Source organism: Paenibacillus sedimenti (assembly GCF_014534655.1).
GTDB classification, from domain to species: Bacteria; Bacillota; Bacilli; order Paenibacillales; family NBRC-103111; genus Paenibacillus_E; species Paenibacillus_E sedimenti.
This window is the reverse complement of sequence record NZ_JACVVD010000002.1, coordinates 166,503-179,583: the sequence shown is the minus strand read 5'-3', so window position 1 is coordinate 179,583 and position 13,081 is coordinate 166,503. Positions and strand designations below refer to the sequence as shown.

General features: G+C 47.8%; 16 protein-coding genes. 5 read left to right on the top strand and 11 right to left on the bottom strand.

Annotated features, from left to right (window positions below; genetic code table 11):
* Nucleotides 1–24: 24 nt before the first annotated feature.
* Nucleotides 25–378: a darcynin family protein gene (locus tag ICC18_RS05460; RefSeq protein WP_188173375.1), complete on the bottom strand. Its 354-nt coding sequence runs from the start codon at nucleotides 376–378 to the stop codon at nucleotides 25–27.
* Nucleotides 379–516: 138 nt separating this feature from the next.
* Between ICC18_RS05460 and ICC18_RS05455 the strand changes: the two genes are divergently transcribed.
* The 5 genes from ICC18_RS05455 to ICC18_RS05435 all read left to right on the top strand — a co-directional run bounded on the left by ICC18_RS05455 (nucleotide 517) and on the right by ICC18_RS05435 (nucleotide 4,327).
* On the top strand, nucleotides 517–1,050 hold the full coding sequence (locus ICC18_RS05455; RefSeq protein ID WP_188173374.1) for a hypothetical protein: 534 nt from the start codon (nucleotides 517–519) through the stop codon (nucleotides 1,048–1,050).
* 39 nt (nucleotides 1,051–1,089) lie between these two features.
* Entirely contained in the window at nucleotides 1,090–2,403 is a 1,314-nt protein-coding gene (gene uraA / locus ICC18_RS05450) for a uracil permease (protein WP_188173373.1), read from the top strand.
* A 48-nt stretch (nucleotides 2,404–2,451) separates the two neighbouring features.
* A complete protein-coding gene (locus ICC18_RS05445; RefSeq protein WP_188173372.1) occupies nucleotides 2,452–2,616 on the top strand; it encodes a hypothetical protein in 165 nt (54 codons plus the stop codon).
* 175 nt (nucleotides 2,617–2,791) lie between these two features.
* On the top strand, nucleotides 2,792–3,781 hold the full coding sequence (locus tag ICC18_RS05440; RefSeq protein WP_223192352.1) for a polysaccharide deacetylase family protein: 990 nt from the start codon (nucleotides 2,792–2,794) through the stop codon (nucleotides 3,779–3,781).
* A gap of 93 nt (nucleotides 3,782–3,874) precedes the next feature.
* Nucleotides 3,875–4,327: a flavodoxin gene (locus tag ICC18_RS05435; protein WP_188173371.1), complete on the top strand. Its 453-nt coding sequence runs from the start codon at nucleotides 3,875–3,877 to the stop codon at nucleotides 4,325–4,327.
* 71 nt (nucleotides 4,328–4,398) lie between these two features.
* Here the strand turns inward: ICC18_RS05435 and ICC18_RS05430 are convergent, their stop codons facing one another.
* From ICC18_RS05430 to ICC18_RS05385, 10 genes are all read right to left on the bottom strand, one after another.
* A complete protein-coding gene (locus tag ICC18_RS05430) occupies nucleotides 4,399–5,082 on the bottom strand; it encodes an MgtC/SapB family protein (RefSeq protein WP_188173370.1) in 684 nt (227 codons plus the stop codon).
* Nucleotides 5,083–5,289: 207 nt separating this feature from the next.
* Nucleotides 5,290–5,640, bottom strand: a complete 351-nt coding sequence (locus ICC18_RS05425; RefSeq protein WP_188173369.1) for a DUF6463 family protein — start codon at nucleotides 5,638–5,640, stop codon at nucleotides 5,290–5,292.
* Between the two features lie 24 nt (nucleotides 5,641–5,664).
* The gene (locus ICC18_RS05420) at nucleotides 5,665–5,910 is read right to left on the bottom strand and encodes a hypothetical protein (protein ID WP_188173368.1); all 246 of its coding nucleotides are present in this window, start codon (nucleotides 5,908–5,910) and stop codon (nucleotides 5,665–5,667) included.
* A gap of 18 nt (nucleotides 5,911–5,928) precedes the next feature.
* Nucleotides 5,929–7,098: an ArsA family ATPase gene (locus tag ICC18_RS05415; RefSeq protein WP_188173367.1), complete on the bottom strand. Its 1,170-nt coding sequence runs from the start codon at nucleotides 7,096–7,098 to the stop codon at nucleotides 5,929–5,931.
* A 48-nt stretch (nucleotides 7,099–7,146) separates the two neighbouring features.
* Nucleotides 7,147–7,620 (bottom strand): MarR family winged helix-turn-helix transcriptional regulator, encoded by a 474-nt coding sequence (locus tag ICC18_RS05410; protein WP_188173366.1) that lies wholly within the window; start codon nucleotides 7,618–7,620, stop codon nucleotides 7,147–7,149.
* Between the two features lie 578 nt (nucleotides 7,621–8,198).
* Nucleotides 8,199–8,888: a response regulator transcription factor gene (locus ICC18_RS05405; RefSeq protein ID WP_188173365.1), complete on the bottom strand. Its 690-nt coding sequence runs from the start codon at nucleotides 8,886–8,888 to the stop codon at nucleotides 8,199–8,201.
* Nucleotides 8,866–10,365, bottom strand: a complete 1,500-nt coding sequence (locus tag ICC18_RS05400; protein WP_188173364.1) for a sensor histidine kinase — start codon at nucleotides 10,363–10,365, stop codon at nucleotides 8,866–8,868. Before ICC18_RS05400 ends, ICC18_RS05405 begins: the two co-directional genes overlap by 23 nt.
* Nucleotides 10,366–10,370: 5 nt before the next feature.
* Nucleotides 10,371–11,120 carry a DUF2705 family protein gene (locus tag ICC18_RS05395; RefSeq protein ID WP_188173363.1) on the bottom strand — a complete coding sequence of 250 codons (750 nt, stop codon included), beginning with the start codon at nucleotides 11,118–11,120 and terminating at the stop codon, nucleotides 10,371–10,373.
* Nucleotides 11,113–11,850, bottom strand: a complete 738-nt coding sequence (locus tag ICC18_RS05390) for an ABC transporter ATP-binding protein (protein ID WP_188173362.1) — start codon at nucleotides 11,848–11,850, stop codon at nucleotides 11,113–11,115. The genes ICC18_RS05395 and ICC18_RS05390 overlap by 8 nt, the downstream gene beginning before the upstream one ends.
* A 199-nt stretch (nucleotides 11,851–12,049) precedes the next feature.
* The gene (locus ICC18_RS05385; protein ID WP_188173361.1) at nucleotides 12,050–12,982 is read right to left on the bottom strand and encodes a hypothetical protein; all 933 of its coding nucleotides are present in this window, start codon (nucleotides 12,980–12,982) and stop codon (nucleotides 12,050–12,052) included.
* Between the last annotated feature and the right edge of the window lie 99 nt (nucleotides 12,983–13,081).

The following is a 13,081-nucleotide window of genomic DNA, read 5'->3' as shown; positions in this document are numbered from 1 at the left end:
TTATTGTAACATGATTTCCCTGATTTAGGTCGTACAAGCTTCTTCTTCCATCCCCAAAACCTCGATTTCATAGGTTTGGTAAGCATTTTGAATTCCGTATATAACATCCTTGATCCGATAAAAACCGCCGGAGAAAGCCTGAGTATCCTTTAACGCTTCCCACATATTGTAATAGGCCGCAATATGCTGAGTCTCGCAAATAACAAAATCCGTACATTTTCCGCTGAACGCATCCGCATCAAAATACCGTACCTTTACTTCGTCTGCATGATGCCCGATGATCTCATAAAGTTCTGACGCATACTCCCTGCGAGCCTCTCTGGGCAGCGCCAGCCAAGTGTGATCGACCTCGAGCAAAACAACAAAACAATGATTCATCTGCGAATCCCTCTTTTCGAATATAGTAGTATTATTAAGCACTACTATAATGCTGTGAACTAATTTTAACAAGCAGATTTTGTAAATTATTATTTTGGAAATACTAGGTGGAAACTGCTGATTGGAGAGCTGATTACGATGATCGTAAAAATCATCATGTGGACCTCATTGATTCTCCCCTGGATTACATTGTTTGCCATGAAAAAATCCATGATCAAACGCTATATGCCTGTCTCTATTCTTGCAGCGCTAGTGGTCACCATTTTCTTTGAAATTGCTTATGTTTACAACTGGTGGATTTTAAAGATTAAGATCGTTACATGGGGGAACATAACGAACATTTCTTTTGTTTACGGTTTCTTCCTGGTTGGTACCTTGTGGATTTTCCGCTTGACCTTCGGTAAATTCTGGATTTATTTTTTGACCAATCTAATCGTTGACAGCCTGCATCTATACTTTTTTCAAAATATTTTTGAACGTATGGGTGTGTTTACAATGGCTAACGTGGCCAAATGGCAGCTCTTATTATTGATGACCGCCGTATCTCTGTTCTTGTATACCTATCAGCGATGGCAGGAAACGATTTTCCAGCCTTCCAGGGACGATGCCGGTTACTTTTTCGATAAAGAAATTGAGTTTAAATCATTGGTGCGCGAGAAAAGCAAAACCTAGCCCCTGTTAAACTAGCGATAGTCCTTTCATAGTTAAAATATGATAAGATATCGTACGAGAAATCAATTTCAGGGAGGTTTCACCGTGTCTCGCATCATTCAAGTTGAGGAACGCCCCTCATTTTGGGAGAGTATTCCGCTTAGTCTGCAGCATTTATTTGCTATGTTTGGCTCCACGGTGCTGGTTCCTATTTTATTTAAAGTCGATCCAGCCACGATCCTGTTCATGAACGGGATAGGTACTTTGCTTTATATTTTCATGACAAAAGGGAAAATTCCGGCTTTTCTAGGTTCAAGCTTCGCCTTCCTCTCTCCGGTTTTCGTCGTTTTATCATCCAAAGGGTATAGTTCGGCATTGGGCGGATTTCTGGTAGTCGGGTTGATTTTTACGATTGTAGCTTTATTGATCCGGGCTGTAGGCACCGCATGGATTGATGTTGTGTTTCCACCCGCTGCAATGGGCGCCATCGTTGCCGTGATCGGGTTAGAGCTGGTACCGACTGCAGCCGGAATGGCGGGCCTTATCGCTCCAAGCGGGGCGCCGGCCGGCTGGTCTCCTGATTCAACCGTTGTAACGGTATCCATTTTCACCTTATTGGTTGGGGTTATAGGTTCCGTAGTATTTCGCGGGATATTAAAGGTCATTCCGATTCTGGTTGCCATTGTTGCCGGTTATGTGCTGGCAGCCTTGTTCGGTTTGGTACATATTGCGGACATATGGGGAGCGGCTGAGTGGTTTAAAATGCCAACCTTCTACAGCCCCACTTTCGATTGGTCAAGTATCCTGATCATCGCGCCGGCGGCTCTTGTCGTTATTGCGGAGCATATCGGTCATTTGATCGTAACCGGGAATATGGTCGGGAAAGATTTATCCAAGGACCCCGGGCTAAGCAGATCCTTACTTGGGAATGGAGTCTCAACCATGCTCTCGTCTCTGGTCGGTTCAACGCCTAATACAACCTACGGCGAAAACATCGGCGTCATGGCGATCAGCCGCATCTATTCCGTATGGGTTATTGGCGGAGCTGCGATCCTTGCTATTGTGCTGTCTTTTGTCGGGAAAATATCGGCGCTTATTCAAACCATTCCGACGCCAGTCATGGGCGGCGTATCCTTACTGCTGTTCGGCGTTATCGCCGCATCAGGGATCCGGATGCTTGTGGAGACCAAAGTAGATTATTCTAAACCGGTCAACCTCATTCTAACGACCGTAGTTCTTGTGATTGGTCTTAGCGGTGCGGCGCTGAAATGGGGACATTTTGAAATGAAAGGCATGGCTCTGGCGACCGTCATTACCATTCTGCTAAGCTTGTTCTTCAAGCTGCTGGATGTTTTCAAACTTTCCAACGACTAAAAAATGGAATCCTTGGAAACCCTACTTTCTATGAAAGGAGGTTCATCCATGGTCGAATATATTAACCTTCAAGACAACTCCGAAGAAATAATGAAATGTATCGTAAACTGCGACACAGACCAAGCACCAAATACAGATCAAGCCCAAATCAAAGTAAATGAAGGCCTATTCAACAGTATTCCGAACGATGAAGAGTACATTGATGAACCTTAATTCACTAACCGCCATTAGGCGGTTTTTTTCATCAAAATATGCAAGTTCCTAGCTTCATACGGCTCGGGACATATTTTCATAGGGAAACGAATAGATTGGAAGTGTATATTCTAATTGGTTCGATCGCCTATGCTTACGAAGCAAGTTTTCTTCGAAAACTTTTAGGAGGCTCTCTATGAAAAAATGGATTTCTGCAGCCGCCATCGTATGGATGGCCATCATCGGAGCTAGTCTATTGGTCTATCTCGTCCAGCCAACTCCTATGGAGTCGGCACATCCAATTTTACAGGCTGAATTAGAGTTGATCCCTCATGCAGAGGGCTCCACACCTATGCCGGCAGACGTCCATACGCCCATGCCATCGATCGTTGATACAAGGTTAGCGGATGACGAAGAGTCGATACCAACTACCTTTCTCAACCCGCCCATACCTGTATCAACCCACGTAGAACCTTCAAGCACTCCCGCCGTTTCGCCTCCGTCCCCTACGAGGCAACCAGAACAAACCAAGGAGATTTCCATTCCCGTACTCAATTATCACAGCATCGGCAATGAGCCTGGCAATACGCTCGTACTTCATCCGGACAAACTAGCAAAGCAATTGGAGTATTTGAAAGAACATGAGTATACGCCGCTTACGATGTCCGATTTTATCCTTATTCTTGAAAAGAAATTGACGCCTCCGTCCAAGCCGGTATTACTCACGTTTGACGATGGATATACGGATAACTATGAGCTTGCTATGCCTTTATTGAAGCAGTACGGTTATCCTGCGACACTCTTTATGTCGCCCGGAGCTGTCGGACAGCCCGATTATTTGAACTGGGAGCAGGTCAAGGAAATGCACGAAGCCGGCTGGGACATCCATCCTCATGGTATGACGCATCCCTATCTTTCAAAGCTATCCGTGGAGAAACAGAAAGAAGAGATAACGGAGGCGCGCAGATTGATCGAAGAGCAGTTAGGAACGACGGCCGATGTATTCTGCTATCCATACGGAGCTTTCAATTCGAAAACGCTTACCATTTTAAAAGACGCCGGATTCCGGTACGCCTTTACCATCGAGCAAGGCCGAACGACCTCCTCGCAAAAGCCTTTTCAGCTGAAGCGCATTTATGTGAACGGAGAAGATAGTTTGGCAGCCTGGAGTCGGAAGCTTAAGTGAAATTGTACTTACATATCCGCAATTACACATTGACAATGATAATCATTATCAATTAATATGAAGATGATTTCATTAGAGATGGAGGGATACCGGGTGTCAAAAATCATTATTGTGTTTGCTAGTATGACTGGAAATACCGAAGAAATCGCAGAGGCGATTGCGGAAGGCATTAGAGAGGCTGGGATCGAGCCCGTTGTGAAATCCGTCATGGATGCGAACGGTCAAGAATTGGAGAATTATGATGGCATTCTGCTTGGCGCATACACATGGGGCGATGGCGATCTGCCGGATGAATTCGAGGATTTCTACGAGGAAATGGATGATCTGAACCTTCAAGGCCGCAAATCCGCTGTGTTCGGATCCGCTGACTCCTCTTACGCTCAGTTCGGGGCTGCTGTAGACACGCTTGAAGCAAAGCTTGCCGAGCTTGGGGCTGAGAAAGTGCTTGATGGTCTGAAAATTGAGCTGAACCCTTCCAAAGAAGAAAAGCAATTCTGCTTGGAATATGGCAAGAAATTCGCAGCTGCACTCGGCGTTACGAACTAATATGAGGCGGATTGGAAGGGAGCGTTCTGCGCGCTCCTCATTCCGAAGCCTCCACCTTTGCTTAGCAAAATCTAAAGCGTCTCGACCTCAACGATCTCAATATATTCCATGCTTTTGAGCTCGTCATACACTTCGGAAGCGTACTTTCGATCAATGTACACAATAAAATTCAGCTCCTGATGCTCGCTGTTCAGCTCTTTGATGTGAACGCTTTGCATTTTGTAGCCTTTGGCAATGATCTTTTTTATGATAGCGGTTAAATTTGCATCATGCGATACGATGAGCCTGACGCGCAGATCTTTCATAATTAACGGTTTAGGACCGACTTTCTTAATCAAATATGGCAGTGCGACAACGCTGATCATAATAAGGATAAGGCCGAAAAAAGCCTCTACGAAGAAACCTGCACCCACGGCGATACCCAGTCCTGCCGCTCCCCAAATCATCGCAGCGGTCGTTAAGCCGATAATGACATCGTTATGTTTTCTGAGAATAACCCCTGCACCGAGAAAACCGATTCCGCTGACAACCTGCGCAGCAAGCCGCATCGGATCCATGACGTGCAAGCCTGCAACCGCATACTTATTGGCTGATTCAATAGAAACAATCGTCAATAAACAACTGCTTAAGCAGATGACCAGAGAAGTTTTCAGACCAAGCGGTTTATTCCGAACTTCTCGCTCCAGACCGATAATTAACCCAAAAATTGCCGAGACACCTAATTTGATTAATAAATGGACATCTACACTAAGCATTATTGCGCTCTCCCCCTTACGTAAAAACTAGAAGTCAATGGCCATCCAGAAAAACGATAAATGTAAATACCATTTACAATATCTTAACAATTGACTTTTGTAAATAAGTATATTGACCATTTGTTAATTTATATGCGGTGTTTGTCAAGTAAACACAAAAACTCTTGATCCAATCGATCAAGAGTCTTGGAGAGGCATAGGATCCGCCTATCGCTTTAAGATGTAAATACCTTGAGGAATGACAACCCAGAACCCGGAAATTGGCATACAAATGGCCCCCACAATAGAGAAAATAAGTAACTGCCAACCAACGAATCGCGGGATCGGAATACCTTGTTTTCGGGTCAACCAGCGCAACATTCGCCCGATGATCCACAGTAATACCCCGGAGAATAGGAACCAGAACGCGTTCGATCTGTCTATGGCTAGATCTACAGAATTCCACACCCCAGCTTTCACCATGTCACTGACTGGTTTCCAAAATAAGAGTAACCCGATCGCCGTGTGAATATAAGAAGTCCACTCCAACATCCATCCGCTGTGCTTTTGAATCGGCATATTCTTTCCTCCTCGTATAAAAAATTACTCTTCAACCAAAATTTGCTTCATTCGGTTCCTGTCTTTCCTTTTTTGATCGGCTTTGTCCTCATCTAATCGGTCAATCGCTGCATCCAGCAACGAGCGGACTCCCAGCAATGCTTCTTTTTCAGCTTGCCGAAAATGCGTTCTTGCCTCTTCGGGCACGAGTCTTGCCACCACGATGTTCTTTACATCCTCCAGACAGCTTACGATGTTCTCCAGGTCTTGCAGGTTTGTTCGGGTGCTCATAACCGCATCCTCCTTCTTTTATTCCATCTGGCCAAAATGGATCGTCAACACGCCGTCTGCAAGACGCGCCGCCTCTACAGAGCGCCCCAGCAAAACTCGCGGCAGCGCAACGATTCGCTTATAACCGCCGACCTGCAGCGTTAATTCATCGCCTTTTTGATTGAGCTGAAGCTGCTTCTTCTCTGTAAAAGGAAGCGAGATCCGCAGTTCATAGCCTGCCTCTGTTTTCTTCACTTCCTCCACGATTCCCCGGTGAAGAATCGCCCCGCATTCCCGTTCATGAAAAGCCGCCGCTGCAACACGTTCAAGCATTTCTTTGCCCATAACCTCGAGAGGCATTAGAGGTACCTTCAAGATCGGCAGCGGACTGAAGCAATGATTGATTTCTTCCTCGTACCTGGTCTGGATTTGCTTCCATTGGGCGAAATACCCTTCGGCCGCTTCTTCGGACAGCACTTTATTGACGATGACAGCATCGGTGTGAAAACCGTATAAATTCAGATTCGTGAACGCTCTCCGGGCTTCGGAAATGACCATCTTTTCCGGATTGACGACGAGGCGAATGCTGGTGACTTCGGGATCGGCAATCACCTGCTGCAGCTTTTCCAGCTGATCGACGACTTGGCTGAAGCTATCCATCACATCGTCGCCGGGCAGTTCCAGTCCTTTGGTCACTTTCATAACCGGACGGGCAAGCTTCAGAATTTTACGCTCGTAAGGAAAGATATTGCGAACCCACCATCTGAGCAGCTGCGGATAGCTAAGCAGGCGTAACGTCTCTCCGGTCGGTGCGCAGTCCACGATAATCGCATCATACAGGCCGCTTTCCGCATGCTCTTTGATTCTAAGCAGACTGAACAATTCTTCGAAGCCCGGAAATACCATGAGCTCTTCGGATCCGATATCATCCAGGTTGGCCCATTGCATAAAGTTCGAGAACCAATTGCGCACACTTCCCCAATGCCGCTGCGTTTCCTTCAGGCTATCGATTTCCTGCGCCCACAACCGTTCGTGAATCAAGGTCGGCTCCGATCCAAGCGGAATGCCAAGGGAATCCGACAAGCTGTGGGCGGCATCCGTGCTTAAGACAATCGTTCGTTTTCCTTCGGCTGCCAGCCGGTAAGCCGTCGCCGCGGCGATACTTGTTTTGCCGACGCCGCCTTTGCCCGTATAAATAATAATACGCATATCCAGCACCTCCATTAGTACGATTTCGTAGTATTTCCGCAAAAAAAATTATTCGATTTCAATTGATCTCAATTTCGACGATTTCGAAGTCTCCTCAGGTTCCGCGTTATGCTGCAGAGCTTTGGCCACTTTCAGCGAGAGATGGATAAATTGCTGAAGCTCCTCGGCTGTCAGTGCGCGTTCAATTCGGCTGAACATCGTATTCATCGTGCCGAGCGCCTCTTCGGCGATCAGCTCCCCGTCTTCCGTCAGCCGATTGACGATAATGCGCTGGTCCTGCTGCGACTTCTCTCTATAGATGTAGCCTTTGCGCACAAGCCGTTTGGCGATACTCGTCACCGTGCTGAGCGGCGCGCCCAAGTAATCGGCCATTTGGGACATCGTCAGCTGCCCGTGAAATTTCAGCAGCAATAGCGCTGAAAAATCTGAGCTCGTGAGCTGCAATTCCAGGTACGACGTGTCCGGAAACATACTAAGCGGACGCAGACCATTTTTAAAAATAAGCTCGAACAGCTGTTGCATGGGCATCCCTTTCTTTTGCAAATAAACTACGATGTCGTATTAAATTCTATAGCTATAAATTACTACACATTCGTAGTAATTGCAAGCCTGATTTGAAAAATGTTCCAGTATGGTGGTTCGAATTTACCTGTTTGGAACAATGGTCGCTAATAGCGAATAGTTTGACTTAGATTTGGAGTGGAAATGGTCTATTTTGGGCTGGAGCGAACAAAAGTCTTTATTTAAAGAATCATATTCTTTAATTTTGGAAACTTGTTCTTTATTCTACCTTTGGCGCGTAAACCTCACTTCATTAGCGTCGTAAGTGGCTTAAGAGTATTTGCGAATAATTGACGCTGTTGAAGAAGCTGGGGAGGTTGGGTGGGGGGCTGATTCGGCGTTGGCTGTCGGGGTTGGGGTTGGGTGGGTGGCCGATTTGCTGTTGGGCGTTGGGGTGAGGGTTGGGGTGAGGGTTGGGGTGAGGGTTGGGGTGAGGGTTGGGGTGAGGGTTGGGGTGAGGGTTGGGGTGAGGGTTGGGGTGAGGGTTGGGGTGAGGGTTGGGGTGACGGTGACAGTGGTGATGCTGCCTCTTCCCGGATTTAAATCCGGAACCGGTACCCCGCCCCCCAGATCGTTTCAATATATTGCGGATTGGACGGATCCTGCTCGATTTTCTCCCGCAGCTTGCGGATGTGAACCGTTACAGTGGCGATCTCTCCCATGGAGTCCATGCCCCACAGATGGTCGAACAGCTGGTCTTTGCTGAAGACCCGGTTCGGGTTCATCGCCAGGAAGGTGAGCAGATCGAACTCCTTGGTCGTGAAAATGACTTCCTTGTCGTTAACGAAGACGCGGCGTGCGGTCTTATCTATCATCAGGCCGCGGATGCGGACTTCATCGTTCTTTGTTTCGCGTTTGCCCATCAACCGCTCATAACGCGCCAGATGCGCTTTTACTCTTGCGACGAGCTCGCCCGGGCTGAAAGGCTTGATGATATAATCGTCAGCGCCGAGGCCTAAGCCGCGTATTTTATCGATATCTTCCTTTTTGGCGGAGACCATCAGGATGGGGATATCCTTCTCGCTGCGAATTCTCCTGCAGATTTCGAAGCCGTCCACCTTGGGAAGCATCAGGTCGAGAATGATCAAATCATAATCGGTGCTGATCGCTCTTTGGAGCCCTTTGTCCCCGCTGTTCTCTATATCCACCTCATGCCCGTTGATCTCCAAATAGTCCCGTTCCAGTTCGGCGATACTCTGTTCGTCTTCAATGATTAAGATGCGGCTCATCCTGCATGCCCCCTACTCCCTGCTTGTTCAGCGGTAATACCATATAGACGGTCGTTCCTTTGCCAAGGGTGCTGGTCGCCCCGATTCTCCCGCCGTGCTCTTCCATAATTTGCTTGGCAATCGCAAGGCCGAGCCCGCTCCCGCCTGTCGAGGTATTCCGGGACGGATCCGCCCTGTAAAACCGGTCGAATATATGCGGCAGCGCTTCCTCGGAGATGCCTTGGCCGTTATCTTCTATTTGAATGACGGCGTTGCCGTCCTTTTCTTTCACTTCCAAACGGATGATACAGTTCGATTCATCACTGTATTTCATCGCATTTTCGATCACATTCAGCAGTACGCGCTTGAGTTTCTCACGGTCTGCAGTGACGATGAGAGGTTGCTTCGGAAGCTCCTTCAGCTCGAAGTGGACTCCCTTTTTCTCCATATCGAATTGCAATTCCTGCGCGCAATCCTGTACGTACCCGCCGATGTCGACGGTTTCGAATTGAAACGGCACTTTGCCCAGATCCAGCTTGGAGAAGAGGAATAGCTCATCGATGAGCCGGTCCATGTCAGCCGCTTTGTTATAGATCGTTCGTACATACCGATCCAACTTTTCGGGCGAATTGGTGACACCGTCCATGATGCCTTCTACGTAGCCTTTGATCGCTGTTACCGGTGTTTTCAGATCGTGTGAGATGTTCGATATGAGCTCTTTGCGGTTTTCCTCGTATTGAAGCTGCATCACGACGGATTGCTTCAATTTGCGCCGCATTTCTTCGAATGCAATGCTAAGCTCGCCGATCTCGTCATCGGATTTAGGAACAACCTCGAAATCAAGGTTACCTTCTTTTATTTCCTCGGCTGCCCTTTTGAGTGCTTTCAAAGGACGAATGATACTTCTTGATACAAAATAAGTGAGAACCCCGTTCGTCACGACTAGAATCGTAACAAATGCAAAAATAACCGATTTGTGAAATTGATGCAAATATTTTTGAAACGTGCTGCCGTCCAGAAAAACGAATACGGATCCTTTGCTCTTATCCGAAAAAAGAAAGTCGTGCTGGCGAGTTATCCACATTGAACCCCGATTTCTCTGAAAATGACCAGATGAGGTCCCAAAAGAAGGCAGTTTGGATGTATCTTCCGCCTCGGCCTGTTTCAAATAAGGAGATGCGTACGTAATTTCTTTATCTTTTCGAACGATTATGCCCATATTGATTTTATGGAGACGTGCTTCCAGATCTTTAACGAACGTTTCGTCGAGAAATATATCCGGTTCCAGCTCGGACTTCGCCTTCATGTAAGCGACGATTTCCGCTTCCTCGTCGACGACGCGTTTGATCGGATTGCCCTGGGAGAGATCGACCTGGAAAACCGAGGTTAAGTTGCCTAGCGTCGCGATGCTGATCAAGATCACGGCTAGCCCTAAAAGCACAAGCGGCACAAGAAGCATGGCTATATAAGAAAGCACCAGCCGTAAACGAATCGACATCCGGATCAAATCTCCTTTTTGTCAAACAAATAGAATCCCGCTGTAAAAAATAATATACTACACGCCATCAAAAACATAAAGATACTGACAATTTTACCACCGGCCATAGAACCGCCGATCCAGAGCATATGCCAATCCATGTAAGCCGTCGGCGAATAGGTAGCGATTTGCGGGATGAAGAACGCCGCCACTTTGAAGGCCAGGTACAATAGGATACTCACGGTCAAAGCCGAACTGCTGCCGGAGAAAAATTGTGCCAAGCATACGGCTGCGACGCTAAGCACGAGCAGAGGAACGAAAGCCGAACCATAGGCCAACACCCAGTCGACCAACGTGCCGAAGCCTCCAAAATGCTGGAAGAACAGCGCCGATACGGTCGAAGCCAGCAAGGCTGCGATAAGGTAGAGCGCAATATAAACCGCTAGCGCCAATTGCTTGGAAGCAAACACCTTGAATCGTGTGATTGGACGGGTCACCGTGATTTTCATCGTACGGTCGCCCATTTCGCCGGAGAATGCATCTGCGGCTCCCATGAATACGAACAGCGGCAGAAAAATGCCGGTGAATAAACCAAGCATAATGATGGGAAAATCCTGCGAGGCGATCGCGCCGATGCCGATGCCGCTTTGGAAGCGCGCCAGCAGGAATCCCGCGAGCACCGGCATCAGCAAAGTTACCGCAAGGAAAAAGAGCGTCTTCTTCTTGGACGCGATTTTGATCGTTTCGTTCCACATGTTGGCTGTTAGACTATGCATGAGCGGCCAGCCCCCTGACTTCTTTAATTTCACGCAAATATGCTTCTTCCAGCGTTGCGCTGCCATTCACTAATTCGGAGACGAGTCCCTCGCGGACAAGTCGTCCTTGATGGATGATGCCCATCCTGCTGCACATCAGCTCCATCTCGTGAATGAGATGGCTGGAGATGAGGAACGTGATGCGCTCTTCGCGCGCAAGCCGCATGATGATCTCGCGGATGTGCACCATGCCCTCGATATCCAGACCATTCGTAGGCTCATCGAGGATAAGCAGTTCCGGCTTCGACAGCATCGCCGCCGCGAGACCGAGCCGCTGCTTCATGCCAAGCGAGTAACCAGCCACCTTTTCATGTTGAAAAGGGGTTAGATCTACGGTCTCCAGCACTTCATCGACACGCTGCTTTCCGACCCCGGGATAAAAGCGCGCCGCCAACTCCAGATTGCGCCTGCCGCTCATGTACGTATAGGCCTCCGCCGTTTCGATCAGTACGCCGACTTTCGCCATTGCTTGCTCATAATGGGTTGCAACGTTGTAACCAAACAGCTTCACTTCGCCTTGCTGTGCTTTACTTAACCCGACCATGATCTTCATGACTGTTGTTTTCCCTGCGCCATTAGGGCCAAAAAAGCCATAGATATCGCCTTGCTGAACGGTCATATTCACATCATGGATGCCTCGCAAGTTGCCATATATTTTCGTTAACTGCTTTATTTCCGCTACGGGATTCATGACCCGGCCACCTTTCTACTGGAAAAATAAAAAGCTGATGCTTACGAAGCTAGTTTTCCTAAAGGAAAACTCAGTCGATGCTTACGAAGCCAGTTTTGCTAAAGCAAAACTCAGTCGATGCTTACGAAGCCAGTTTTCCTAAAGGAAAACTCTTAGGAGGTGAAATGGTCGCCATTCCGCCTCCGCTTAAGTTTCTCGATTAACGCTCTGCACCCCAGTGTTTGCGGGATTGCTCATCGAATTTCACGGTTTCCACTTGTTTGCCGGTCAAATCTACAGTATCAGGCGTTGTGCTGTTCAGGCTGGACAGCGTCATATCTACGTTTAATACAACGTCATGCGCCGCGCCCCCGGCATCTTTACCGGAAATGTGGATCTGCGCCGTTTGGTTCGTGATGTGGTTATCTGCGTCTACAGTTGCATTTACCTCTACTTCATCCATTTTGATGTCAGTTGTCAGCTGCGGAAAGCTGTTTTTTAGTAGGCTTGCATCGAAACCAAGCGTATCTGCTTTAGCCGGAAGCGGATGCTGGTTGTTCTCGGAAGTGCCGTGGTGCTTGATCACCAGCGATCCGATTGTGTTTACCACAGGGGAGATCTGGCTGCCAGACATCTTAAAATGAATCTCTTTGACATTGCCGGCAGCTTGATCCATCGTCACATAATTCTTCAAGTTGCCGACCAGAGCGTCGACTACATTCTCAACCTCTTGAACCATCGCTGGATCCGGGGTATGCTCCTTGCCTTCGAGCTCCTTGAACTTGCCGCTCATTTGTGCTTCATCCCATACTTTGTACACATCCGAATCATCTGTTTTCACGATATGTTTGCCGTCTTGGCTGTAAAAATGAATCGTTTGTTCTTCCGTTCCGCTCTTCACGGTCACTTCCGCACTTCCCGCACGATCGCTGTTACTCTTAATGGTAGTCTTTACATTCAGCAGTGAGGTTCCGTTATCCTGTAAAGATACGTTCACCTGACGAGTCGCATTGTCCACCGCGGCTGTCTGCTTGAAGGCTGACTTGAAAGTCTCATACCCTGGAGCGTCGCCCACGCCTGCATACACGGAAGTCACCAGCATCATACTGCCTACCGCTACGCCTAATCCCAACATCGCTAACTTCTTGTTCATATCTCTTCCTCCGTAAGCTTTTCGCTTTATCTAATTTGAAAGCGTCCCTCGCTTCCATGTATACATCATATCCCCCCAGCCTTAACTGCCTCTAAAACA

Coding starts and splice junctions, on each gene's coding strand:
- ICC18_RS05395 (WP_188173363.1), bottom strand. CDS start 11,120: ATGCATAGTCTAACAGCCAACATGTGGAACGAAACGATCAAAATCGCG.
- uraA (WP_188173373.1), top strand. CDS start 1,090: ATGATAAGATATCGTACGAGAAATCAATTTCAGGGAGGTTTCACCGTG.
- ICC18_RS05400 (WP_188173364.1), bottom strand. CDS start 10,365: ATGTCGATTCGTTTACGGCTGGTGCTTTCTTATATAGCCATGCTTCTT.
- ICC18_RS05415 (WP_188173367.1), bottom strand. CDS start 7,098: ATGCGTATTATTATTTATACGGGCAAAGGCGGCGTCGGCAAAACAAGT.
- ICC18_RS05460 (WP_188173375.1), bottom strand. CDS start 378: ATGAATCATTGTTTTGTTGTTTTGCTCGAGGTCGATCACACTTGGCTG.
- ICC18_RS05440 (WP_223192352.1), top strand. CDS start 2,792: ATGAAAAAATGGATTTCTGCAGCCGCCATCGTATGGATGGCCATCATC.
- ICC18_RS05420 (WP_188173368.1), bottom strand. CDS start 5,910: ATGAGCACCCGAACAAACCTGCAAGACCTGGAGAACATCGTAAGCTGT.
- ICC18_RS05455 (WP_188173374.1), top strand. CDS start 517: ATGATCGTAAAAATCATCATGTGGACCTCATTGATTCTCCCCTGGATT.
- ICC18_RS05410 (WP_188173366.1), bottom strand. CDS start 7,620: ATGCAACAGCTGTTCGAGCTTATTTTTAAAAATGGTCTGCGTCCGCTT.
- ICC18_RS05445 (WP_188173372.1), top strand. CDS start 2,452: ATGGTCGAATATATTAACCTTCAAGACAACTCCGAAGAAATAATGAAA.
- ICC18_RS05405 (WP_188173365.1), bottom strand. CDS start 8,888: ATGAGCCGCATCTTAATCATTGAAGACGAACAGAGTATCGCCGAACTG.
- ICC18_RS05390 (WP_188173362.1), bottom strand. CDS start 11,850: ATGAATCCCGTAGCGGAAATAAAGCAGTTAACGAAAATATATGGCAAC.
- ICC18_RS05385 (WP_188173361.1), bottom strand. CDS start 12,982: ATGAACAAGAAGTTAGCGATGTTGGGATTAGGCGTAGCGGTAGGCAGT.
- ICC18_RS05430 (WP_188173370.1), bottom strand. CDS start 5,082: ATGCTTAGTGTAGATGTCCATTTATTAATCAAATTAGGTGTCTCGGCA.
- ICC18_RS05425 (WP_188173369.1), bottom strand. CDS start 5,640: ATGCCGATTCAAAAGCACAGCGGATGGATGTTGGAGTGGACTTCTTAT.